Consider the following 21,334-nt stretch of genomic DNA (forward strand, 5'->3'; position numbering starts at 1 on the left):
CATATCCACCAGGAAAAATCTGATGAACGTCTTTACTACATTTTATGTAAGCGTTTTATTTGTGTTTCTATCTTTTCTTTTATATTGTTTTAAATTCCTTCTTGTTAATTTCCAAAATTTATCTGCATAAAACAAAAAGGGAGTCTCTTGACGAAACTGTAAGTAAAAGATATAATAGCGTTTGTGTAAAATAAAAAGGCAGCCTTGTAATGTGAGTTTATCGTTTGTATTTTGTTCCTCTGCGGAGGTGTATCTCGTAACTCCCTGCTGCTGGAGCGAAGGTACATGAAAACAAAATACCCGTAAATATCGATTACGTCTGTTTTTATTTTACGAAAATAAAAACATTTTTAAAGGAGGAGTCAACTATGGCTCGTTATACAGGTCCAGCATGGAAACTGTCTCGTCGTCTTGGAATCTCTCTAAGCGGCACAGGAAAAGAATTAGAAAAACGCCCTTACGCACCAGGTCCTCACGGTCCTAACCAACGTAAGAAACTTTCAGAATACGGTTTACAATTACAAGAGAAACAAAAACTTCGTCACATGTACGGCATGACTGAACGTCAATTCCGTCGCACATTTGACCAAGCAGGTAAAATGCCTGGTAAGCACGGCGAAAACTTCATGATCCTTCTTGAAGCTCGTCTTGACAACTTAGTTTACCGTATGGGCTTAGCTCGCACTCGTCGTGCAGCTCGCCAATTAGTAAACCACGGTCACATCATGGTTGATGGCGCTCGCGTAGATATCCCATCTTACCGCGTTAAACCTAACCAAACTATCAGCGTTCGCGAAAAATCTAACAGCCTTGTTGTTGTTAAAGAAGCGATCGAAGTTAACAACTTCGTACCAGAATACTTAACTTTCGATGCTGATAAGTTAGAAGCTACTTACACTCGTCACGCTGAGCGTTCTGAGTTAGCAGCTGAAATCAACGAAGCATTAATCGTAGAGTTCTACTCTCGTTAATCTCGGTACTCTGCAAAGAGTATTATTAAAAGCCTTAGGAACCTTGTTTATCAAGGGGCCTGGGCTTTTTTTATTTATATAAATGTCGTATGTATAGTAAGATACTTCAAGGAAGTTTTTTCATGAGTTATGGATAATCGTCCTTACTTCTCTTTTATTCATTCCAACGATTGGATTCTCTTTAATACTGGCTCCGTTTATTGTGCAAAATTTTATAATCCATCTTCATTACATGCTGTTATACTTATTCCCTTAAACATATAATCATTTCGTTTTCAGACTACTCCTTTTTTCATTACTTCCAAATTATATCTCAATAGAAAAAGCTACCAAAGAAACTAAAACTTTCTCTCTGGTAGCTTTTATTTATATATTAAAATTATTTATTTTCCTCTTTTTGAACATATACATAAGCATCTTTCTGCTCTTTATGTACATCAACCTTCGAATGCTCTGCAAGCTGACCAGCGTTTAGCAAAGAAAAAATAATGAGCGCTTCTAGTGACATTTTGTTTTACCACTCCTTTCTATTTGTTATACATTTATCATACCGCTTACATGTGATTTCCGTATGAACTCGAAAAGGAGATTACAACAAAAAGGTTACAGGAATACGAATGCACGCTATAATAACCATTAAATAGGAGGTTGTTTCATTTTGACAATAAACCAAATGGTTCAGTTAGGCAGTGCATTTATGCTGTTTATTACTTCAGCACTTATGAGTTGGTATCAAGGGAGTAATTTAATAGATAATCCTGATGAATGGAAATATAGCGCTAAGTTTACGAATTATTTTAAAGGGTACGTTTCACATTATGACGATATTTATCAAATCGATTTCTTTATATATGCGGCAAAATTTTATCCCGGAGCATTTGTCGTTATGCTAATTAGCTTACTTTACATGCTCGTATTAATTCTTCATATTCTATTTAAAAGAAATCATGAGGCAATTTAAATGCATACATAAAAACCCCGAACGATAGACTTTTCAGCCTACCATTCGGGGTACTATTTGTTTTACATTCGTTTCTGATTAGTAACGAATTAAGAAATATTTCTTCTTACCGCGGCGAATGATTGTGAATTTACCTTCGATGCGGTCGTTTTCTGTTACAACGTAGTCTAACGCTTGTGTACGCTCACCGTTTACGTAGATTGCACCGTTAGTTACATCTTCACGTGCTTGACGTTTAGATGGTGAAATTTTACTTTCTACAAGTAAGTCGATTAATACTGTATCTTCTGCAGTGCGTTCTACAGATGGTACGTCTTTGAATCCTTGCTCGATTTCGCTTGCAGTAAGTTCTGCTACAGAGCCACTGAATAATGCAGCTGAAATTTTAATTGCTTGCTCTAACGCTTCTTCGCCGTGAACAAGTTTTGTCATTTCAGATCCTAATGATTTTTGTGCTGCACGTTTTTCTGGTGCTTCAGTTACTTGCTTTTCAAGCTCAAGAATTTCTTCATGAGATAAGAATGTGAAGTATTTTAAGTATTTAACAACGTCGCGGTCATCTGTATTGATCCAGAATTGGTAGAACTCGTAAGGAGTTGTTTTCTCTGGGTCTAACCAAATTGCGCCGCCCTCTGTTTTACCAAACTTCGTACCATCAGATTTTGTAACTAGCGGAATTGTTAAACCGAATGCTTTCGCATCTTCTTCTGATTTACGGATTAATTCAAGACCAGCTGTAATGTTACCCCATTGGTCACTACCACCGATTTGAAGACGGCAATTATGGTTTTGGTATAAGTTTAAGAAGTCGTATGATTGTAAAATCATATAACTAAACTCAGTAAATGAAATACCAGTATCTAAACGAGATGCTACTGTATCTTTTGCTAACATATAGTTTAAACCGAAGTTTTTACCGATATCGCGTAAGAATGAAATTACATCTAAGTTACCAAGCCAATCATAGTTGTTAGCCATCGTTGCTGGGTTGTCCACGTTTTCAAACTCTAAGAAATTTGAAAGTTGGTTTTTAATGCTTTCTGTGTAGTAAGCAACTGTATCTTTCGTATTTAATGTACGCTCTGCTTTTTTACCACTTGGGTCACCGATCATGCCAGTACCACCGCCAACAAGTGCAATTGGTTGGTGACCAGCTAATTGGAAACGACGTAACATTAATACTGGTAACATATGACCGATGTGTAAGCTATCCGCTGTCGGGTCGAAACCACAGTATAATTTAACGCTTTCTTTTTCTAATAATTGCTCAAGTCCCTCAGCATCTGTTTGCTGATTAATTAAACCGCGAAATTCAAGATCTTGTAAAATACCCATATCCTACATACTCTCCTTTAAGTTCATTACTGGCGTGAAGGTTGAAAACATAAAAAATCGCCCCTTAAATAAGGGACGATTTTGATTATCGCGTTACCACCCTAGTTGCAGGCAAAAAAAGCCTACCACCTTATTTACATAACGGCTTAGCACCGTCTTTTCCCTTTTGAATACACTTCAATCGAAAAAAGATGCTCTAGGGGCGTAATTCGCGATCATCTATGTGCTGATTTCCACCGACCATCAGCTCTCTAAAACAGGGAAATGATCACTACTTCTCCCTTTCCACGCTCAATTATTCATATACTTTTCTTTATACCATCATTTATATAGGCGTGTCAAATAGAGGTATGAGTTCTTTCACTACCAATCCTTTATAAAGTCGCAAGGAATATCGTAATAAGAGAAAGAACTGGAACCCCAACTAATAACGATACATGAAACACAACCGATAAATCATTCCCAATCGTCGCTTCCACAGGATCTTTCGCTGGAGAAGCAAGAAATCCAAGTAATCGCTCGAAGCGGCTTACCGTTTTTGGAAAATCCGGTATTTCTACATGATCGCTATCTAAATGCTGCTTTAATTTATATTCATTCTTAAAAGGATTTTCGCTCAATTTCATCCACCTCCAGCAATTGTTTCAATTTCTTTATCCCGTTATGAAGTCTCGACTTCACTGTTCCAACAGGAATATCTAGTACCTCTGCAATTTCTTTTTGCTGCATATCATGATAATAAGAAAGAATCAGGACCGCTCGCTGTTCTTCAGGAACTTTCAAAATTGCTTCTCTTACCGTAAGTCGGTCTTCGTGGGAAAACTCTACCTCTTGCATTGGTACTAAAAACGGTAAGAGCGAACGCCACTTTTTTCTTCTATTTAATTTATTAATCATAAGACGGTAACCGATTTGAAATAAATACGTTTTAATTTTTCCTTTTCGGGTTTCATACATATGTTTCTTACGCTCTAGAGTCAAAAACGTATCTTGAACGAGATCTATACTCAGTTGTTCATCACGATTAAATCGATACAAAAATGTATATAGCGCTGGTTTGATTAAAACATATAGTTTTTCTCCAGCTTGCTTATCTCCATTTTGGTACGCAAGCATGAGCTCCTCCTCAATCCCAATCTGCGCCATTTTTTTTGATCTCCTTTATTCCTTTTAACGTTAATGAAATACGGGAAATTAAATATACACTTGCGACAATGACCCATGCTTGTGACTGATTCGTAAAAAATTGAACATATGGGTTTTGAATCGTATGGCCGGTTGAAACTAAAATATTTAACGCCAGCACACATATACATGCATACACTGCAAGACAGACCGAAATTGTATCAAATACATTCCAACGAAAATATATTTTTGTTTTTGTAAAATCAATTTTATTTCCATTTTTTCGTACAATATACTTCTTATCCAACGGAATAAGGATTGAAAAAATAACAATCATAATAATCCCAAATGTAATCATTGAAATTTTAAATCCAATTGGTATAGGTAATAACATACCACAAGAAAACACAACTATAATTCCAATTAAAGCAAAAGTCAGCATCAATTTATTAGACATAAAAAAGCCTCCCTCATCTATTCTTTCATAAATGTATACAGACGAGGAAGGCGCTTCGTTCAAATATTATTTTATTTTTTTTATGATTCTTGCAGGATTCCCGCCAACTACTACATTACCTGGCACATCTTTCGTTACAACAGCGCCAGATGCGATGACTGCATTGTCTCCAATTGTTACGCCCGGATTAATGATAGCTCTTCCGCCAATCCATACGTTATCGCCAATTGTAACTGGTTTTCCGTATTCTGATCCGCTTATGCGCTCTACTGGATCAAGCGGGTGCGTTGCTGTATAAATGTGAACACCTGGAGCTAACATACAGTTCACTCCGATTGTAACTGGGCATACGTCTAAAATCGTACAGTCAAAGTTTGCGTAAAAGTTTTCACCAACGTGAATGTTATAACCGTAATCACATCTAAAAGAAGATTCAAGATGAATGTTATCTCCAGTCGTTCCGAATAATTCTTTTACGATTGCACTACGTTCTTCTAGTTTTACTTCTGGTGTTTCATTTAATTTTCTCGTTAATATACGAGCTTGCTCCCTCCCTTGAACTAAAACGGGATCAGCCGGTATGTACATTTCCCCAAGTATCATCTTTTCTTTTTCTGTTTTCATTTCCTTCTCCCCTTTAACTCGTATGTATAAGTTTATGATACCATAAAAAAAGAAAGGTCTGAACATATTACTTGTTCAGACCCTTCCTTCTTAATCTTCCATCGTTGATAAGTCACCTGTTGGTAAGTTTAGCTCCCAAGCTTTTAATACGCGGCGCATAATTTTACCACTTCTCGTTTTCGGTAATTTATCTCTAAATTCAATTTGTCTTGGCGCTGCATGAGCTGCTAAGCCTTTTTTCACAAATTGACGAATCTCTTCTTTTAATTCATCAGATGGTTCGTACCCCACGCGAAGCGCGATAAATGCTTTGATGATTTCCCCGCGTACTGGATCAGGAATACCAATTACACCAGCTTCTGCTACAGCAGCATGCTCGATTAATTTACTTTCTACTTCAAACGGACCAACACGCTCACCTGACGTCATAATTACATCGTCAATACGTCCTTGGAACCAGAAGTATCCATCTTCATCCATATAAGCAGAGTCACCTGATACGTACCAATCTCCCGGCATGAAGTAAGACTCATATTTTTGCGGGTTATTCCAAACCGCACGCATCATAGATGGCCAACCTTTACCAATTGCTAAGTTCCCCATTGTGTATGGAGGCACTTCATTTCCTTCATTATCAACAATCGCTGCTTTCACACCTGGAATTGGTTTCCCCATTGAACCTGGACGGATTTCCATACAAGGATAGTTACAAATAACTTGTCCACCTGTTTCTGTCATCCACCACGTATCATGAATACGAAGTCCAAATGCGCTCATACCCCAGCGAATTACTTCTGGATTTAATGGCTCACCAACACTTAATACGTGACGCACTTGTGATAAATCATATTTTTTAATTGCGTCTTGTCCAGCTCCCATTAACATACGGAACGCTGTCGGTGCACTATACCAAACTGTTACACCGTAATCTTGCAGTGCTTCATACCATGCCTCTGGACTAAATCTCCCGCCTAAAATAACATTTGATGCTCCCACTAACCACGGTGCAAAAATACCGTAAGCTGTTCCAGTTACCCAGCCTGGGTCAGCTGTACACCAATATACATCATCTTCTTTTAAATCTAATACCCATTTCGCTGTTTGATAGTGCTGAACCATTGCGTTTTGAGCATGAAGGACGCCTTTTGGCTTACCAGTAGAACCAGATGTGTAATGTAGAATTAAACCGTCTTCACGGCCTAACCATTCGATATGTAATTCTTTTGAAGCTTGTTCAAATAAAGGATTGAAGGCTACAGTTTTACCGCCTTCTTCTGCATTCTCTCCAACAAGGAAGACTGTTTTTAAAGCAGGTAAATCATTTAATGGTATGCGCTCTAACAATTCAGGAGTTGTAATTAACACCTTCGCTTCGCTATCTTCTAAACGATCGCGAACTGCGCCTTCCATAAATGCTTCAAATAATGGTCCAACAATTGCCCCTAATTTCACTGCACCTAAAAGTGCGAAATATAATTCTGGGGAACGCGGCATAAAAATAAAAACGCGATCGCCTTTCTCAACATCGCCATAGTTTTTCAGGACATTTCCTGCTTTATTAGAAAAATCCTTCATTTCCTTAAACGTATATTTCTCTTTTCGCGATCCATCTTGATAATAAAGTGCTACTTTATTCTTTCGATCGGATTTCGCATGCTTATCAATTGCCTCATACGCCATATTTACTCTTCCTGTTTCATTCCAAGTAAAATTTTTATTAACCTCTTCCCAGTTAAAATTCACGTATGCCTCTTCATAATTCGGCAAATTATTTTCTCCTTTAATGACAGGAAGCGTTTCCACTTTCATACTTTACATCCCCCTCCTATGTATTCTATTATCTATTATAATGACATTATTTAAAATTTTCAGTATTTTTGTTGATTTTTAGACAAATTTTTAATGACAAAATTCGATTCACATCGCATATATTATAAAGTACGATATTAATAGATTCACAAACCCTCAAGGTGGTGAGCAATAAATTGATTCATAAAAAAATATATAATGCCAGAAACTTAAAAACAGCGAAAGGCACTTTAATTATTGAAGGTCCTGTCTCTACACATAATCTTGAAATGTATGAATTTCATCCAGACTTAATTGCGTTTCGTCCTGCCGAGCAGCAATATAAAGCAATTGTCGAAATTTCTAAGTTACCAGAAGCTCGTCTCATTATTGCTAGACATGATCAAACGATTGTTGGATATGTTACATACTTGTATCCTGATCCGCTCGAGCGATGGTCAGAAGGAAAGATTGAAAACTTAATTGAGCTTGGGGCGATTGAAGTTGTCCCAGCCTTTCGCGGTTGCTCTGTCGGAAAAAATTTATTAGAAGTTTCAATGATGGACGATCATATGGAAGATTACATTATATTAACGACTGAATATTATTGGCACTGGGATTTAAAACAAACAGGCTTAAATGTTTGGGAATACCGAAAAGTAATGGAAAAAATGATGAATGCTGGTGGTTTACAATGGATGGCTACAGATGATCCTGAAATTTGTTCACATCCTGCCAACTGTTTAATGGTCCGCATCGGTAAACGTGTTGATACAGATTCCATTCAAGCATTTGATCGTCTACGTTTTCACAATCGTTTTATGTATTAATAAAGGGGGCAACTGGAATGATTGTAGAAGAAATTATGAATCAAGATGTAGTGACACTGCATCCAAACGATACAATTGAAACAGCAATCCGAACAATACGTACGAAAGGCATTCGGCACATTCCAATTGTCGATCAAAATAATCATGTCGTAGGCATTATTTCTGATCGGGATGTAAGAGATGCAAGTCCGTCTATTTTAGATGAACAAGTTTCACTCGATATGCTGAAGCAACCACTTGAACTCATAATGAAACACCCTGTTATGACTTGTCACCCTCTCGATTTCGTTGAGGAAATTGCGACTTTATTTTTTGAAAATAAAATAGGCTGTCTTCCTGTTACGAAAGCTGGAAAACTCGTAGGTATCATTTCTGAATCTACAGTGCTGCACACGTTAGTAAAATTAACAGGAGCTCATCAACCGAGTTCACAAATTGAAATTCAAGTGAAAAATGAACCTGGTATTCTTGGAAAAGTCGTTGCTATTTTTAGTGATTTACAAATAAATATTGTGAGCGTTCTCGTCTATCCAGCAAAAGATGAGAATGATAAAGTACTCGTTTTCCGCATTCAAACGATGAATCCTCTAAAAGTGATTGATGCACTCGAAGCAGAGGGCTACCGCGTATTATGGCCAAACATAATGGGGATGCAAGCATGAGCAGCGCCTTCATTTATTCGGATGACTTTCGGGGCTATTCATTTAGCCCTGATCATCCTTTTAACCAACTGCGTGTCACACTCACGTATGATTTATTACAAAAGAGCGGTTTTATCTCTCCCTCTCAAGTCATCGCGCCACGGATGGCTACAGATGAAGAGATTGCCTACGTTCATACAGAGGAGTACATAAATGCGGTAAAACGTGCTGGAGAAGGTAAGTTAGAAAAATCAATTGCGATGACATATGGACTTGGAACAGAAGATACACCAATGTTTCCAAATATGCATGAAGCAAGTGCATTACTCGTTGGTGGAACATTAACAGCTGTCGATGCTGTTATTTCCGGAAAAGTAAAGCACGCCCTCAATTTAGGCGGCGGCTTACATCATGGCTTCCGTGGTAAAGCATCTGGCTTTTGTATTTATAACGATAGCTCTATCGCAATGAAATATATTCAGAAGAAATACGGTTTACGCGTTTTATATATTGATACAGATGCTCATCACGGTGACGGGGTACAATGGTCTTTTTACGACGATCCTAACGTATGCACCATTTCATTACACGAAACTGGGCGTTATTTATTTCCTGGAACTGGCGCAGTAAATGAACGTGGACAAGGAAATGGATATAATTATTCTTTTAACGTTCCACTCGACGCTTTTACAGAAGACGCATCGTTTTTAGATTCATATCGAACAGTTGTAAAAGAAGTGGCAGCATACTTTAAACCGGATATTATTTTAACGCAAAATGGTGCTGATGCACATTATTACGATCCACTTACACACCTTTGCGCAACGATGAACATTTACCGTGAAATACCGAAGCTCGCTCGTGAAATCGCTAATGAATATTGCGACGGTCGCTGGATTGCTGTCGGCGGTGGTGGCTATGATCACTGGCGCGTCGTACCAAGAGCTTGGGCACTCATTTGGCTCGAAATGAACAACATCCAAAACATCTCAGGTTATCTCCCTCCAGAATGGATTGACGCTTGGAAAGGACAAGCAGAAACAGAACTTCCCCTCACATGGGAAGATCCAGACAACATGTATCAACCTATCCCTAGAAAACCAGAAATCGAAGAAAAAAATGCATTAACTGTAGCGAAATCTCTCGAAATTATTCGGAATAATATGACAAAATCTTTATATTAAACAGAGAGGAGGCTCGCTTTTTGAATAGCCTCCTTTCTTTTATAGTTTGTTTGCTACTATTGTTGTGTTTTGTCGTTAAATCGATATTCCGTGTCGAATCGATGATATATTTTTTATTTATTAATGAACTAACCCCAACTCTAATGAGAAAAGGTAGTGACACTATGTGGACACAACAAATAATCAACACGAAACGTGGCACATTTGAAATCTTTACAAAAGGAAATGGCGAACCGCTTTGCATTACACATCACTATTCACAATTTAATGAAACTGGCGATTACTTTGCGGATGTTTTCACTGCTACGCATCGTGTATTGCTCATTAATTTACGAAACGCTGGTAACTCAGCAAAAGCCCATTCAGAAAAAAAATTAAGTATGATTGAAACCGTTCACGACTTAGAAGCAATACGAGAAGCTTTACAACTTCCAACATGGCATTTCGCTGGCCACTCAACAGGCGGTATGCTTGGACTTTTATATGCGATTACATATCCAAATTCCTTACAATCATTAGTCATGGCCGGAGCCGCAGCAAGTAACTATACCGAAACACTATTTTGCATTTATCACCCAGCACATCCTCAGTTTCATTATATGCAACAACTCATCGAAAACTTGAAAAGCCCTCATCTTACAAATGCAGAACGAAAAGAATTATCTACTAAGAGAACAAAATTATCATTGTATAAACCAGAAAACTACAACTCTTATTTTTGTAAACCAATCCAAAAAACAATGTCCGCTAGCCGGATGAACACTTTCGCCAATGAATATCCGTCATTTGATTTAAGAGAGAATTTACCTTCCATCCAAACAAAGACCCTTATTATATGCGGAAGACATGATGTACAGTGCCCGATTCAATATTCTATTGAGATACATGAGGGCATTCGTAATTCTATCTTTGTACCATTTGAGTGCAGTAACCATTATCCTTTTTTAGAAGAAGCCAGTCGGTTTACTTCTATTACTCAAGAATTTTTTGGGATTAAAAAGAAAATTAAGGACTCACAAAGGCAATAAGTCTAGGAAGAGAGAACAAGTTTATTAGTGCTGTTTTGCTAAAGGAGGGAAATAGGGTGAAAGAAAAATTATTAAGAGTTGGAACGACTTATATTCCAGTTACCAACGTAGAACTTTCTTCAAATTGGTATGTGAACAAATTGGGAGCAGAGTTGAACTTTAAAGACGAAGACAAAGCTATTATTAACTTTGCAAATCAAAGCTTTTTTCTAGTTAAATCCCAAGATAATCAAACCTTAAATTTTTTTGATTTTCACGGTGAAGAACGCTTTTCTATAACATTCGAAGTTAATGGATTACATACACTAAAATCAATTCATAGTGAATTTATTGAAAAGGAAATTCTAGTTGGAGAGATTGAAAACAGAGGGCATGCTGGGAAGAATTTTGTTTTTTATGATTTAGATGGTAATAAATTTGATGTTTGGAGTGAATTAAGTCCTATTTTCAAAGAAAAACACCTAATATAGAGTAATTTTTTACAATCAGACGCAAGTATTAAATAACACAGAAAGATACGAGGCTTATTCCATTAAAGCCTCGTTAATGAATATATTAACCTTCAAGAAAAATATTTCACACTAGAAACAACCAAAAGAAGAACAACAAAAACTACTAAACCTAAATCAATAAATACTGACTTTTTATCTCCTTCTTTTAAAGTTATCATAAAATTAGAAAATATTTTAATTCCAAAAAAGACCATCATAAATAACCCACCGAAATGATCATTTGTAGAATCTTCATCATAAAACATTTGTATTGCACCGATAATTAATAAAATAAGTACGATATTAGTTCCAATCTTTACAGCCTTGTTTAATTTATTATCCTTTAATTCAGCCCCCAAAATCTAGCACTCCCTCTCAAACTATCGTGCGTGTTGGCACAGATCTTTTATTCCCCTTTAAATTTCAACATAAATTACCTTATATATCCTTTTCCTTACAGTCATAGGCATTCCGACAATAATGATACTCCCTTCATTACAACATGCTCGCGCTCATAACTTTGCAGAAATAGAAAAGATTTTGTTAGAAGGACGTAAGTAAAAAGCTAACTTTTGCCTTCCTCCCCCACCCTATGCTACATTTAACCCGTTACATTAATATTAATAGGGTGGGAATAAACATGAACAAACCTAAAATTGGGATGATTGGACTTGGAAGTATTGCGCAAAAGGCCTATCTTCCAACACTTACAAAAGAAACAGATTGGAATTTTGTAGGGGCGTTTACACCTAACGCAGAGAAAAGGAAACAAGTTTGCCAACAATACCGCATTCAAGACTTCCATTCTATTGAAACGTTAGCTTCGGAATGTGATGCAATCTTCGTTCACAGTTCAACTGCTACACATTATGAAATCGTTTCTGAACTTCTGAAAAAAGGAATCGACGTTTATGTTGATAAACCGCTAGCAGCTACAGTGGAACAAGCTGAGCAACTAGTCGAGTTGAGCGAAAAGCATAACCGAAAGTTAATGGTCGGATTTAATCGCCGATTCGTTCCTATGTATGTTGCTGCAAAAGAGCAAGCTCATGATATTTCATGGGTTCGAATTGAAAAACACCGCACAAATAAAGTCGGGCCATATACGTACGACTTTACTATGTTAGATGATTACTTACATATTGTAGATACTGCTCGCTGGTTAGCTAATGATGATCTTAACGTCGTTCATAATATGATGCAAATTAATGAAAAGAATGAACTTCTTTACGGACATCATACATATACAACTGCAAGTGGACTGTTACTTTCTACAGCGATGCATCGCCATGTCGGTACAAACTTAGAACAAATTGAACTTGTAACGACAGGGAAAATTATTCGCGTAAAAAATATGAACACATTTGAAATTGAACAAGAAAACTCCGTTTCGCAAAGCGGTTCACCATCATGGGATACGACGTTAAAACAGCGCGGTTTTGAAGATGCTGTTCATCATTTTATCGAATGTGTTCACGGAGATACAAAACCTGTTGTAGATGGATTAGAAGGCTTAAAAACGCAGCAACTGTTGCAATCTCTACTGGAGAATGCAACTAAAAATTAAAACGGATACATTTTTCAGAATTTACTTTCATTCCCATTTTCTCTTTATTTCTCTCGCAAATTTCTATAGAATATGTTGATAGGAATTATAAATTTCATATTGAATCGTGGAAAGGATGGGATTAACACATGTGGAATGAATTTAAAAAGTTCGCTTTAAAGGGAAACGTCATTGATCTAGCTGTCGGGGTTGTAATCGGTGCTGCATTCGGTAAAATCGTTAGTTCTTTAGTAAAAGATATCATTACACCATTAATAGGTTTATTAATGGGAGGAATTAACTTCACAGGATTAAAATTCACAGTAGGCGAGGCCTCTATTAAATATGGTAACTTTATCCAAACGATATTTGACTTCCTAATTGTTGCATTTGCAATCTTCATTTTCGTTAAAGTCTTTAACAAAATGACTTTAAAAAGAGAAGCTGAAAAGAAAGAAGAAAAAGCAACAAAAGAAGAAGTTCTTCTTAGCGAAATTCGCGACTTACTAAAACAACAAAACTCTTCTAAAGATAGAGCATAATTGAACGGATAAAAAGGCATGCCCCCTCGGGACATGCCTTTTCTATATGCTATAAAGTTTCCGAATTCATATGAATAAATAAAATAATACCAGCAACCATAAGTACCATAATACTACCTGCAAATAGTGTAATACCCATAAACATTAAACTTGTGCTCATGTCCACTGATACACTTTCAATAAAAATAGAAATTACATACGTGATAAGGGCGATTCCTGCAAGAATACTTCCTGGAACAAATCGCTTTAAGCCATTTTGTTTTAACGTCATATATGCAAAAATAGCGGTCATGCAAAGCGTAATTATCCAAAGAACGATCATCTCTTCTCCCCCCTCACAAGCCTTTTCTTCCTATTATACATGACATTGCCCTATAATAGTTAAATTTGCACTTGTGTGACATATAACAAGGAATTAGCGAAAGCATTACAACATACACTTACACAATAAGGAGGCTTTCATTTGGAATACACTACCACATGCAATTTGGAGCTATCCGAAAGATTCGATTATGTTACGATTGACTTAGAAAAACAGTTTTTTTGCATCGACGTTGTAAATTTGCAAAGCAATACAGCTGTACTAAAAATATCAATTAACTTGGAAAAAGATGAAACAATGGTAGAGGGAAATATAATTCAGTACGATACTTTGTACATAGACACATTATTACAAGGATTAAAATGTATTGCTCAAACATGTATTGATCGCAATTTAAGAAACCAAGAGGAACTGTTCGCATTTTTAGAAGAAAATTAGTCCTAATAATAAATGGTTATTTTTTCTTTTTATTGATATAATTGTTATATAGAAACATTCTTTGTAAGGGAGTGTTCATAATGATTTGGATTTCACTAATCGTATTAGCCTATTTCATCATTCTCGTCCCAATACAGTACAACTATATTAAGATGCTCAAGGAAAAACAGAAAAAAATGAACGTGTCTCAAAATGAACTTTACGACAAAATGTCTTATGAAGAATCCCAAGTACATTATCATTATCAAAGTAACGTATTTACAATACCGGCTTCACTTATCGCGAGTATTGTTTATAAAATAAAGCATTCAGCATAAGGAGACTGATCTCATGTGTATGCTGTAAAATTATTATTTGAATCTGTCCATTCAGGTAAACCTAATCCTAGTAAAATTGATGAACATTATGAAGAGAATCACGATACACTTTTTGAAGAAAGTATCATTCTCGTTAAGGCGAACAGTTTAGAGGAAGCTCATGAACTAGGTGAAAAGATAGCTCTACAGTCTGAAGATACGTACGATAATATGTACGGTGAGCAAGTAACATGGACGTTTAGAAAAGTGTTGCATGTTTTCGAATTAGATGACACACCATTTGAGACAGGAAAAGAATTATATGCACGCTTTTTACATGTTAAGAAAACTGAAAGTGTAGATACAGTAGTTAAACACCATTATCCTGAATATGAATAAAAGCTCACAGCTATCGCTGTGAGCTCTCTTATTCTTACTTCGTTGAATCTCTAAATTGGATACGGTGAGGTAAGATAACTGAGTGATCTTCTACTTTTTCTTTGTTCATATATTTCGTTAGTAGACGCATTGCTACTGCACCGATATCATACATTGGTTGTACAACTGTCGAAAGTTGCGGGCGAACCATTAATGCAAGACGTGTGTTGTCAAAACCAAGCACTTCGATATCCGTTGGTACGTTTAATCCCGCGTCTTGTGCTGCGTGGATTACACCTAGTGCCATTTCATCAGAAGATACGAAGATTGCTGTTGGTTTTTCATCCATGCCCCAAAGTCTTTCAAACGCTTCTATACCTGAATCATATGTGTAATCTCCATCAATTATAAGATTTTCATCATATGAAATACCTGCTTCTTCTAAAGCTTTTTTATAACCTTGTAACTTCTTCGCGCTTCCTGCTTTATTAATGAAAGGACCAGAGACGAAACCGATACGTTTATGTCCTTGCTCAATAAAATGCTTCATTGCATCGTAAGCTGCTTGTGTATAATCAATATTTACTGATGACGTTTCATTTTGTTCATCAAATGACGCTGCTAATACAATTGGTACTGGAGATTTTTTGAACTCTTCAACGTGAATATCTGTAATATCTTCACCCATGAAAACAATCCCGTCCACTTGTTTCCCAAGCATCGTATTTAATAAGTGGAACTCTTTCTCTTTGTTCTGGTCAGAGTTACTTAAAATGATGTTATATTTGTACATTGTTGCGATATCTTCAATTCCACGAGCAAGTTCTGCATAAAACGTATTTGAGATATCAGGAATAATAACACCCACTGTAGTTGTCTTCTTACTTGCTAGTCCACGTGCTACCGCATTCGGGCGGTATCCTAAACGATCAATTGCTTCTAATACTTTCTTTCTTGTTGTAGGCTTTACATTTGGGTTACCATTCACAACGCGTGATACGGTAGCCATTGAAACATTTGCTTCACGCGCTACATCATAGATTGTTACGTTCATCTCTTCGCACACTCCTTCTATTTATGTTATCTATTTTTATGTATCGGTTCACTTGAATGAAAAAAAGACATCAACTCTATTTGCAGATGCCAACAATCGTCCCGAGTTCTTCCTTTTACTAATGATACGCTAAAAACACAGGGTCATACAATATTTTCCCGCAAAAGTTTCGAAAAAATTCGCTTCTTTTCTCGTATTTTCGTATTTTTTATGCAAAAAAGGTCAATTTTTGTAAAAAAGCTATGTAACAAGGCTACATAGACTAAGAAATCTTTTTATAATTTACTTCCGAATGCTTTTAATTCTTTCATAAACTCATTGAATTCTGGAATGTCCATTTGCTGCGCTGCATCTGATAATGCAACTGCTGGGTCTGGATGTACTTCAGCCATAATAGCAAAAGCCCCAATTGCCATAGCCGCTTTTGCAAACGGTAATAGAAGGCCACATCGCCCTGTAGAATGCGTTACATCGACAACAACAGGTAAATGTGTTTCTTTCTTTTAAATTGGCACAGCGGAAATATCAAGCGTATTACGCGTTGCTGTTTCATATGTGCGAATACCACGCTCACATAAAATGATAGTACCATTCCCCTCTGCCATACTATATTCTGCTGCATTAATAAATTCTTCAATTGTTGCTGATAAACCACCCTTTAATAATATTGGTTTATTTACAGCACCAGCTGCCTTTAACAGTTCAAAGTTTTGCATATTGCGAGCGCCAATTTGAATAACATCAACATAATCTGACACTTTAAAGAAGGCACTGAAAGAGTCTATTTCATAAGAAAAAAGAGGTCATTCCCTATCATGTACAGGTAATGACCTCCTTTCTTCTTTCAACATCTTTAGGAAATTCGAAATGTTTTTCTCGAAGTATTCACTTTTTCAGTAGCCTCAGCTTAAAAACTGTCTTTTTTTATTATAGGAAAGAAACAAACGGTTTATCGCTATTCTTCTCTTTTATAATAACAGCCTCGATTTTATTCTCGGACTTTATTTGTAATTGAACTTTAGCATCTTTAGGAAATTGTTCTAACATACTTTGAGCAGCCGTTTGAGAGAGTGCCATTAATTCTGACTTACCGTTATATTTAACGACAATATCCATCTTTAATTTATCCATCTTATTTTGCTTATAAGAAATCTTAGCATTAACAGGGATATAATCTCCTGGAGAAAATGCCTTCATTGCTTCAGAAAATTTCTTTAGCTTATCATTATCTTCTCCATGTGCCCCCCCAAATTCTTGAGAAGGATACGAATACGACTTTTCATCAATAGTATCCCAATTTCCAAGATTAGTCTCGTTCTTTTGAACAGTAGCGCTTGAAATATAAGTACCATTCTTTAAAGAACTTGTACTTTCTTGCTTAAATATAGCAAATGTAATTGGAGATTTGTTATATTTATCATTTTTATTAATAGCTTCTATAAGCCCCTTAGCGACTTCAGTACCTTTAGAAATAGCTTCCTCATTAGATACACTTGAAGACATAGATAAACCAATAACAACACCAGATAAGCTTAGTTCATTTGAATTTTGTTTGCCGAAGTAGTCCTGTTCTATAATATTAGTCAAAACTGGTACTTCTTGTTTCGTAACTAATTCATCAATTGTTTTCTCTGGAATATATTGATTTAATTGTAATACGTAATTTTCTGTATCGAATTGTTTTGAAGCAATATCCATTAAACCATTTTCATATTCTGCTAAATCTAGTTTAGAATTAGTTTTAACATTAACTGTATTAATTACCTTTTGTTCTTTTAAAGGAATAACAGTTCTATAGTAATCCTTAGAAACAGCATTTCTTGGAATCATACTTTTTTCTTTCGTATCTTTCTGTACAACTTCATCCTTCTTCTCAATAGTATTATTGCTGCAAGCCCCCAGTAATAAACTTAAACTTGCGATGCATAATGCCATTTTCTTCATTGCTTAAAACCCACTTTCAAAAGTCAATTTACTTAGTTTTAAAGTATCTCTAGTGTACCACTAAACATATTGCAACAAAATAAAAAAGAAGCAAGCCCTTCGCTTGCCTCCCCCTATTTTACATTCTCTTCTAAAGCTTCTTTTTTAATATTCCAGTGCGATGTGTGCCATACTACCATTCCATCTTTTATGTATAACACTTGCGGAGATTCATGCTTAATGCTGTACTGCTCTGCAACATGGTTCGAAACATCTCTCGCCTCTTGTACGTATAAGTAATATGCTGGCACTTCTCTTTCTTCACCGCAATACGCTTGAAACTCTGTATATGCCCCGTGACTAATTGGACATGTCGTACTATGTTTAAAAAGAACGTAAGGCTCGTTCTTTTCTACTAACGCTTCAAGTTCTTCAATCGTTTCAATCTTCATCATACTCATCATTACTCACCTCTCATGCGAAGTCTAGAGCGCTTCTCTCTCTTTTCAGCCTTCTGCTCAGCTTTCTCAAGTTTACGCTCTTCTTTTTCAATCTTTTTCTCTTGTCTCGTAGTACGGTAATGATTATATACTTCAATTGCTGCACTGCTCCACTGTACAACTTGTGCTACTTTATCTGCATTATTTTCAATTTCGTCCGTAACAGACTCTGAAACGTTGCGAAGCTTCGTATTTAAAGAGTGAATCGTCGTCCCGATTCCATCCACACCTTCTACTACTTTATTTAGCGACTGTGACTTCTGTTGAATATCATCAGCTAACGCATTTGTCTTATGTAATAATTGCTCCGTCTCTACGCTTATTCCTTGCATTTGCTTTTCTAAACCTTCTAACGTGCTCGCAACGTTTTCTAACGTCTTCTGAACCGATAACAACGTTCTGCATACATACACTACTAATACTGCGAAAGCAACCGCGATAATAGCCGCACTTACATATAGAAGAACTTGCATTTCATCACTTCCTTTATCTTTTTCATACTTTCTCCCATTATACAATCATTTTCCGTTTCATTCTAATCCCTATCTTTTCATTAGAATTTTCATACTTATTCGTTAACTTTAACATAAATGATTCAACAAATTCCACTAAGTAGGTTACAATAGGAGAGGATACATAATTAGTAGGGAGGCTTTACATATGAAAGATCCACGCATTGAAAAGTTAGCATACAATTTAATTAACTACTCTATTCGTTTACAAAAAGGCGAAAAAGTATTAATTGAAAACTTTGGCTTACAAAAAGAACTTGTAACTGCACTTGTAAAAGAAGCATATGCAGCTGGTGGTTTCCCATTCGTTTCTTTAAAAGATCATCAAGTAGATCGCTCTTTATTAATGGGTGCTACTGAAGAACATTTCGAACAAATCGCTGCATATGAAGCTAGTGTAATGAAAGATATGGATGCTTACATTGGCCTTCGCTCTGGCGATAACATTAACGAACAGGCTGACGTTCCAAGTGAACGTATGAAAGTTCACGGCCAAACAGTTGGCAAAAAAGTTCATAGAGACATCCGTGTTCCGAAAACACGCTGGGTTGTTCTTCGCTACCCAAATGCTTCTATGGCGCAGCTTGCTAAAATGAGCACAGAAGCTTTCGAAGACTTCTACTTCGAAGTTTGTAACTTAGACTACGGTAAAATGGATAAGGCGATGGATAGCCTTGTTACATTAATGAATAAAACAGATAAGGTTCGCTTAACTGGCCCTGGAACTGATTTAACATTCTCTATTAAAGACATTCCAGCTATTAAATGCTCGGGTCATTTAAACATTCCAGATGGTGAAGTATACTCTGCACCAGTTCGCGATTCTGTTAACGGTACAGTTTCTTACAACACACCATCTCCTTACAACGGTTATACATTTGAAAATGTACAACTTAAATTTGAGAATGGCCAAATCGTTGACGCAACTGCAAACGATTCAGAGCGCATTAACAAAATCTTCGATACGGACGAAGGCGCACGCTACGTTGGTGAGTTCGCAATCGGCGTAAACCCATACATCTTACATCCAATGGGTGACATTCTATTCGATGAAAAAATCGATGGCAGCTTCCACTTCACACCTGGACAAGCTTATGATGATGCATGGAACGGCAACAACTCTAACATTCACTGGGATTTAGTATGCATTCAGCGCCCTGAATACGGCGGCGGTGAAATTTACTTCGACGACGTATTAATCCGTAAAGACGGACGCTTCGTTGTAACTGAACTAGAAGCTTTAAATCCTGAGAACTTAAAATAATATGAAAAGCGCTCGGATAGAATCCCGAGCGCTTTTTTATTAATACTCTAATAATTTTTTAGCCACATCTTCTGGTACTTTAAAACTATTTTTATTTTTTATTTTATTAATTTTCAATTCAACCTCAACATAAGGGACATCTTTATATACTGTCATAGTACCAATTTCATATAACTCTTTTTTATCTTTACTCGAATCCAATAATTCCGGTGTATCCTCTTGATACATTTTAAACGTTTTCCCTTGCGGAGTATCCATAGGAGCCGATTCCATTTCCCACTCATCCATTTTGATTGATTCAAACAACTTTGTGATTTCTTTCTTATCAGTAATTGTTTTTTTATCACTCGAATCAATAAGGGATTCTATTTCAATTTTTTGTGCCTTTTCTAAACTAACATCAGACTTCTCTTTCTTCGCACTACATCCTATTAAAAGAATCGATGTCGTTAATAAAAATAAACAGAGCGCACATATTTTTTTCATTCCAAATCCCTCCCTACACTATATAGAACTACTTTCCTCACTTTTTGTTTGCTGAAAATGAAAATAAAATAAAAGCGTCACTGCGATAGTACCTATTAATATTGGAACATATAAGGGCAGATCCCATTTCATATATACTCTAGTGCAACCAACAAGTACAAACAAAATTTCCAAACAAAATAAAGGTTTTACATATTTCATTTTTACCCTACCATTTCTATTTTTACACTTGGATTCTCTTTTTCTACAAGCGATAAAAACTGCGTCATATGTTGCGGCATCGCGATCATATGTACTTTATATGCATTCGTCGTAATTTCAAGGGATTTCCCAACTTGACGAACAATTATTATATCTTTTAATACAACATCATCATTTAAAATACCGTACTTTAATACGCCATTTTCCACTTTATGTTTTTTAATAAATATTTCCCAAACGATTGGTACATTTACAATGAAGCATAAACCCATTCCAATCAACGCTGACATCCACTGCTCTTTATTCGTGAAAAGCATGACAATTGGATACACAAACATAAAAGCTAATGTGAGACTAACGAAAATTACCGCTGATTTACTTCTTTGAATTGGAAAATCCATACACGCACCCCCTAACTAAATTATACCATTTTTTCC

At 36.3% G+C, this 21,334-nt stretch carries 29 protein-coding genes, 1 pseudogene and 1 other annotated feature; of the genes and pseudogenes, 13 read left to right on the forward strand and 17 right to left on the reverse strand.

Going from position 1 to position 21,334, the window contains the following annotated elements:
- The first annotated feature begins 368 nt into the window (after window positions 1-368).
- Window positions 369-971: a 30S ribosomal protein S4 gene (gene rpsD, locus MR066_RS22885; RefSeq protein ID WP_097833087.1), complete on the forward strand. Its 603-nt coding sequence runs from the start codon at window positions 369-371 to the stop codon at window positions 969-971.
- Between the two features lie 379 nt (window positions 972-1,350).
- Here rpsD and MR066_RS22890 read toward each other — a convergent pair whose 3' ends face one another.
- The gene (locus MR066_RS22890) at window positions 1,351-1,479 is read right to left on the reverse strand and encodes a hypothetical protein (RefSeq protein WP_000050938.1); all 129 of its coding nucleotides are present in this window, start codon (window positions 1,477-1,479) and stop codon (window positions 1,351-1,353) included.
- Window positions 1,480-1,629: 150 nt separating this feature from the next.
- Between MR066_RS22890 and MR066_RS22895 the strand changes: the two genes are divergently transcribed.
- A complete protein-coding gene (locus MR066_RS22895) occupies window positions 1,630-1,932 on the forward strand; it encodes a YjdJ family protein (protein ID WP_002167568.1) in 303 nt (100 codons plus the stop codon).
- 78 nt (window positions 1,933-2,010) lie between these two features.
- Here MR066_RS22895 and tyrS read toward each other — a convergent pair whose 3' ends face one another.
- From tyrS to acsA, 6 genes are all read right to left on the reverse strand, one after another.
- On the reverse strand, window positions 2,011-3,267 hold the full coding sequence (tyrS, locus tag MR066_RS22900; RefSeq protein WP_002015575.1) for a tyrosine--tRNA ligase: 1,257 nt from the start codon (window positions 3,265-3,267) through the stop codon (window positions 2,011-2,013).
- Between the two features lie 68 nt (window positions 3,268-3,335).
- Window positions 3,336-3,564 (reverse strand) — a binding site (T-box leader).
- 77 nt (window positions 3,565-3,641) lie between these two features.
- On the reverse strand, window positions 3,642-3,887 hold the full coding sequence (locus MR066_RS22905) for a hypothetical protein (protein ID WP_242248625.1): 246 nt from the start codon (window positions 3,885-3,887) through the stop codon (window positions 3,642-3,644).
- Entirely contained in the window at window positions 3,868-4,413 is a 546-nt protein-coding gene (locus MR066_RS22910) for an RNA polymerase sigma factor (protein ID WP_016120899.1), read from the reverse strand. Before MR066_RS22910 ends, MR066_RS22905 begins: the two co-directional genes overlap by 20 nt.
- A complete protein-coding gene (locus tag MR066_RS22915) occupies window positions 4,394-4,849 on the reverse strand; it encodes a hypothetical protein (RefSeq protein ID WP_242248626.1) in 456 nt (151 codons plus the stop codon). The genes MR066_RS22910 and MR066_RS22915 overlap by 20 nt, the downstream gene beginning before the upstream one ends.
- A gap of 66 nt (window positions 4,850-4,915) precedes the next feature.
- Window positions 4,916-5,473 carry a maltose acetyltransferase domain-containing protein gene (locus MR066_RS22920; RefSeq protein WP_242248628.1) on the reverse strand — a complete coding sequence of 186 codons (558 nt, stop codon included), beginning with the start codon at window positions 5,471-5,473 and terminating at the stop codon, window positions 4,916-4,918.
- 90 nt (window positions 5,474-5,563) lie between these two features.
- Window positions 5,564-7,282 (reverse strand): acetate--CoA ligase, encoded by a 1,719-nt coding sequence (gene acsA / locus MR066_RS22925; RefSeq protein ID WP_242248630.1) that lies wholly within the window; start codon window positions 7,280-7,282, stop codon window positions 5,564-5,566.
- 176 nt (window positions 7,283-7,458) lie between these two features.
- Here acsA and acuA point away from each other — a divergent pair, with 176 nt between their 5' ends.
- The 5 genes from acuA (at window position 7,459) to MR066_RS22950 (ending at window position 11,414) form a co-directional block, all read left to right on the forward strand.
- Window positions 7,459-8,091, forward strand: a complete 633-nt coding sequence (acuA, locus tag MR066_RS22930; protein ID WP_002112293.1) for an acetoin utilization protein acetyltransferase AcuA — start codon at window positions 7,459-7,461, stop codon at window positions 8,089-8,091.
- A 17-nt stretch (window positions 8,092-8,108) separates the two neighbouring features.
- Window positions 8,109-8,753, forward strand: a complete 645-nt coding sequence (locus MR066_RS22935) for an acetoin utilization AcuB family protein (RefSeq protein WP_000634566.1) — start codon at window positions 8,109-8,111, stop codon at window positions 8,751-8,753.
- On the forward strand, window positions 8,750-9,916 hold the full coding sequence (gene acuC, locus MR066_RS22940) for an acetoin utilization protein AcuC (RefSeq protein ID WP_242248631.1): 1,167 nt from the start codon (window positions 8,750-8,752) through the stop codon (window positions 9,914-9,916). The genes MR066_RS22935 and acuC overlap by 4 nt, the downstream gene beginning before the upstream one ends.
- Window positions 9,917-10,080: 164 nt before the next feature.
- Entirely contained in the window at window positions 10,081-10,944 is an 864-nt protein-coding gene (locus tag MR066_RS22945; RefSeq protein WP_242248634.1) for an alpha/beta fold hydrolase, read from the forward strand.
- A gap of 56 nt (window positions 10,945-11,000) precedes the next feature.
- Complete coding sequence (locus MR066_RS22950; protein ID WP_219301240.1) at window positions 11,001-11,414, forward strand: VOC family protein; 414 nt, start codon at window positions 11,001-11,003, stop codon at window positions 11,412-11,414.
- A gap of 92 nt (window positions 11,415-11,506) precedes the next feature.
- Here the strand turns inward: MR066_RS22950 and MR066_RS22955 are convergent, their stop codons facing one another.
- Window positions 11,507-11,794 carry a hypothetical protein gene (locus MR066_RS22955; protein WP_242248636.1) on the reverse strand — a complete coding sequence of 96 codons (288 nt, stop codon included), beginning with the start codon at window positions 11,792-11,794 and terminating at the stop codon, window positions 11,507-11,509.
- A 281-nt stretch (window positions 11,795-12,075) separates the two neighbouring features.
- Between MR066_RS22955 and MR066_RS22960 the strand changes: the two genes are divergently transcribed.
- Window positions 12,076-13,002 (forward strand): Gfo/Idh/MocA family protein, encoded by a 927-nt coding sequence (locus MR066_RS22960; protein ID WP_242248638.1) that lies wholly within the window; start codon window positions 12,076-12,078, stop codon window positions 13,000-13,002.
- 128 nt (window positions 13,003-13,130) lie between these two features.
- Window positions 13,131-13,523, forward strand: coding sequence for a large conductance mechanosensitive channel protein MscL (gene mscL / locus MR066_RS22965; RefSeq protein WP_002143414.1), 393 nt, complete (start codon window positions 13,131-13,133; stop codon window positions 13,521-13,523).
- Between the two features lie 49 nt (window positions 13,524-13,572).
- Here the strand turns inward: mscL and MR066_RS22970 are convergent, their stop codons facing one another.
- Complete coding sequence (locus tag MR066_RS22970; protein WP_000636592.1) at window positions 13,573-13,845, reverse strand: DUF3917 domain-containing protein; 273 nt, start codon at window positions 13,843-13,845, stop codon at window positions 13,573-13,575.
- 141 nt (window positions 13,846-13,986) lie between these two features.
- Between MR066_RS22970 and dhp61 the strand changes: the two genes are divergently transcribed.
- From dhp61 to MR066_RS22985, 3 genes are all read left to right on the forward strand, one after another.
- On the forward strand, window positions 13,987-14,283 hold the full coding sequence (dhp61, locus tag MR066_RS22975; protein ID WP_002143417.1) for a protein Dhp61: 297 nt from the start codon (window positions 13,987-13,989) through the stop codon (window positions 14,281-14,283).
- 80 nt (window positions 14,284-14,363) lie between these two features.
- Entirely contained in the window at window positions 14,364-14,600 is a 237-nt protein-coding gene (locus tag MR066_RS22980) for a DUF3949 domain-containing protein (protein WP_088040255.1), read from the forward strand.
- A 15-nt stretch (window positions 14,601-14,615) separates the two neighbouring features.
- Window positions 14,616-14,978 carry a DUF4288 domain-containing protein gene (locus MR066_RS22985; RefSeq protein ID WP_002184820.1) on the forward strand — a complete coding sequence of 121 codons (363 nt, stop codon included), beginning with the start codon at window positions 14,616-14,618 and terminating at the stop codon, window positions 14,976-14,978.
- Between the two features lie 34 nt (window positions 14,979-15,012).
- Here the strand turns inward: MR066_RS22985 and ccpA are convergent, their stop codons facing one another.
- From ccpA to MR066_RS23010, 5 genes and pseudogenes are all read right to left on the reverse strand, one after another.
- Window positions 15,013-16,011 (reverse strand): catabolite control protein A, encoded by a 999-nt coding sequence (ccpA, locus tag MR066_RS22990; protein WP_002034370.1) that lies wholly within the window; start codon window positions 16,009-16,011, stop codon window positions 15,013-15,015.
- Window positions 16,012-16,286: 275 nt separating this feature from the next.
- Window positions 16,287-16,766: pseudogene (locus MR066_RS22995) on the reverse strand (bifunctional 3-deoxy-7-phosphoheptulonate synthase/chorismate mutase); the annotation flags it as partial.
- A gap of 172 nt (window positions 16,767-16,938) precedes the next feature.
- Window positions 16,939-17,955 (reverse strand): CamS family sex pheromone protein, encoded by a 1,017-nt coding sequence (locus MR066_RS23000; RefSeq protein WP_012261839.1) that lies wholly within the window; start codon window positions 17,953-17,955, stop codon window positions 16,939-16,941.
- A gap of 113 nt (window positions 17,956-18,068) precedes the next feature.
- Window positions 18,069-18,395: a bacillithiol system redox-active protein YtxJ gene (gene ytxJ / locus MR066_RS23005; protein WP_002067603.1), complete on the reverse strand. Its 327-nt coding sequence runs from the start codon at window positions 18,393-18,395 to the stop codon at window positions 18,069-18,071.
- Between the two features lie 2 nt (window positions 18,396-18,397).
- The gene (locus MR066_RS23010; protein ID WP_012261840.1) at window positions 18,398-18,907 is read right to left on the reverse strand and encodes a DUF948 domain-containing protein; all 510 of its coding nucleotides are present in this window, start codon (window positions 18,905-18,907) and stop codon (window positions 18,398-18,400) included.
- 187 nt (window positions 18,908-19,094) lie between these two features.
- On the opposite strand from MR066_RS23010, the gene MR066_RS23015 reads away from it, so the two are divergent.
- Window positions 19,095-20,210 carry an aminopeptidase gene (locus MR066_RS23015; protein WP_002034367.1) on the forward strand — a complete coding sequence of 372 codons (1,116 nt, stop codon included), beginning with the start codon at window positions 19,095-19,097 and terminating at the stop codon, window positions 20,208-20,210.
- Between the two features lie 39 nt (window positions 20,211-20,249).
- Here MR066_RS23015 and MR066_RS23020 read toward each other — a convergent pair whose 3' ends face one another.
- The 3 genes from MR066_RS23020 to MR066_RS23030 are packed head-to-tail and all read right to left on the reverse strand — an operon-like array spanning window position 20,250 to window position 21,298.
- Window positions 20,250-20,696 (reverse strand): hypothetical protein, encoded by a 447-nt coding sequence (locus tag MR066_RS23020; RefSeq protein WP_078184647.1) that lies wholly within the window; start codon window positions 20,694-20,696, stop codon window positions 20,250-20,252.
- 18 nt (window positions 20,697-20,714) lie between these two features.
- The gene (locus tag MR066_RS23025; protein ID WP_201053170.1) at window positions 20,715-20,897 is read right to left on the reverse strand and encodes a hypothetical protein; all 183 of its coding nucleotides are present in this window, start codon (window positions 20,895-20,897) and stop codon (window positions 20,715-20,717) included.
- A gap of 2 nt (window positions 20,898-20,899) precedes the next feature.
- Window positions 20,900-21,298 carry a PH domain-containing protein gene (locus tag MR066_RS23030; protein ID WP_113935754.1) on the reverse strand — a complete coding sequence of 133 codons (399 nt, stop codon included), beginning with the start codon at window positions 21,296-21,298 and terminating at the stop codon, window positions 20,900-20,902.
- Between the last annotated feature and the right edge of the window lie 36 nt (window positions 21,299-21,334).

Origin of the sequence: Bacillus cereus group sp. BfR-BA-01523 (genome assembly GCF_022662615.1) — a bacterium.
In the GTDB taxonomy this organism is placed as follows: domain Bacteria; phylum Bacillota; class Bacilli; order Bacillales; family Bacillaceae_G; genus Bacillus_A; species Bacillus_A mycoides.

Bases quoted from the DNA above. Each gene is read 5' to 3' on its own strand.
- rpsD (WP_097833087.1), top strand. From the start codon at position 369: ATGGCTCGTTATACAGGTCCAGCATGGAAACTGTCTCGTCGTCTTGGA.
- MR066_RS22890 (WP_000050938.1), bottom strand. From the start codon at position 1,479: ATGTCACTAGAAGCGCTCATTATTTTTTCTTTGCTAAACGCTGGTCAG.
- tyrS (WP_002015575.1), bottom strand. From the start codon at position 3,267: ATGGGTATTTTACAAGATCTTGAATTTCGCGGTTTAATTAATCAGCAA.
- MR066_RS22910 (WP_016120899.1), bottom strand. From the start codon at position 4,413: ATGGCGCAGATTGGGATTGAGGAGGAGCTCATGCTTGCGTACCAAAAT.
- MR066_RS22915 (WP_242248626.1), bottom strand. From the start codon at position 4,849: ATGTCTAATAAATTGATGCTGACTTTTGCTTTAATTGGAATTATAGTT.
- MR066_RS22920 (WP_242248628.1), bottom strand. From the start codon at position 5,473: ATGAAAACAGAAAAAGAAAAGATGATACTTGGGGAAATGTACATACCG.
- acsA (WP_242248630.1), bottom strand. From the start codon at position 7,282: ATGAAAGTGGAAACGCTTCCTGTCATTAAAGGAGAAAATAATTTGCCG.
- MR066_RS22935 (WP_000634566.1), top strand. From the start codon at position 8,109: ATGATTGTAGAAGAAATTATGAATCAAGATGTAGTGACACTGCATCCA.
- acuC (WP_242248631.1), top strand. From the start codon at position 8,750: ATGAGCAGCGCCTTCATTTATTCGGATGACTTTCGGGGCTATTCATTT.
- MR066_RS22945 (WP_242248634.1), top strand. From the start codon at position 10,081: ATGTGGACACAACAAATAATCAACACGAAACGTGGCACATTTGAAATC.
- MR066_RS22960 (WP_242248638.1), top strand. From the start codon at position 12,076: ATGAACAAACCTAAAATTGGGATGATTGGACTTGGAAGTATTGCGCAA.
- mscL (WP_002143414.1), top strand. From the start codon at position 13,131: ATGTGGAATGAATTTAAAAAGTTCGCTTTAAAGGGAAACGTCATTGAT.
- MR066_RS22970 (WP_000636592.1), bottom strand. From the start codon at position 13,845: ATGATCGTTCTTTGGATAATTACGCTTTGCATGACCGCTATTTTTGCA.
- MR066_RS22980 (WP_088040255.1), top strand. From the start codon at position 14,364: ATGATTTGGATTTCACTAATCGTATTAGCCTATTTCATCATTCTCGTC.
- ccpA (WP_002034370.1), bottom strand. From the start codon at position 16,011: ATGAACGTAACAATCTATGATGTAGCGCGTGAAGCAAATGTTTCAATG.
- MR066_RS23000 (WP_012261839.1), bottom strand. From the start codon at position 17,955: ATGAAGAAAATGGCATTATGCATCGCAAGTTTAAGTTTATTACTGGGG.
- ytxJ (WP_002067603.1), bottom strand. From the start codon at position 18,395: ATGAGTATGATGAAGATTGAAACGATTGAAGAACTTGAAGCGTTAGTA.
- MR066_RS23010 (WP_012261840.1), bottom strand. From the start codon at position 18,907: ATGCAAGTTCTTCTATATGTAAGTGCGGCTATTATCGCGGTTGCTTTC.
- MR066_RS23015 (WP_002034367.1), top strand. From the start codon at position 19,095: ATGAAAGATCCACGCATTGAAAAGTTAGCATACAATTTAATTAACTAC.
- MR066_RS23020 (WP_078184647.1), bottom strand. From the start codon at position 20,696: ATGAAAAAAATATGTGCGCTCTGTTTATTTTTATTAACGACATCGATT.
- MR066_RS23025 (WP_201053170.1), bottom strand. From the start codon at position 20,897: ATGAAATATGTAAAACCTTTATTTTGTTTGGAAATTTTGTTTGTACTT.
- MR066_RS23030 (WP_113935754.1), bottom strand. From the start codon at position 21,298: ATGGATTTTCCAATTCAAAGAAGTAAATCAGCGGTAATTTTCGTTAGT.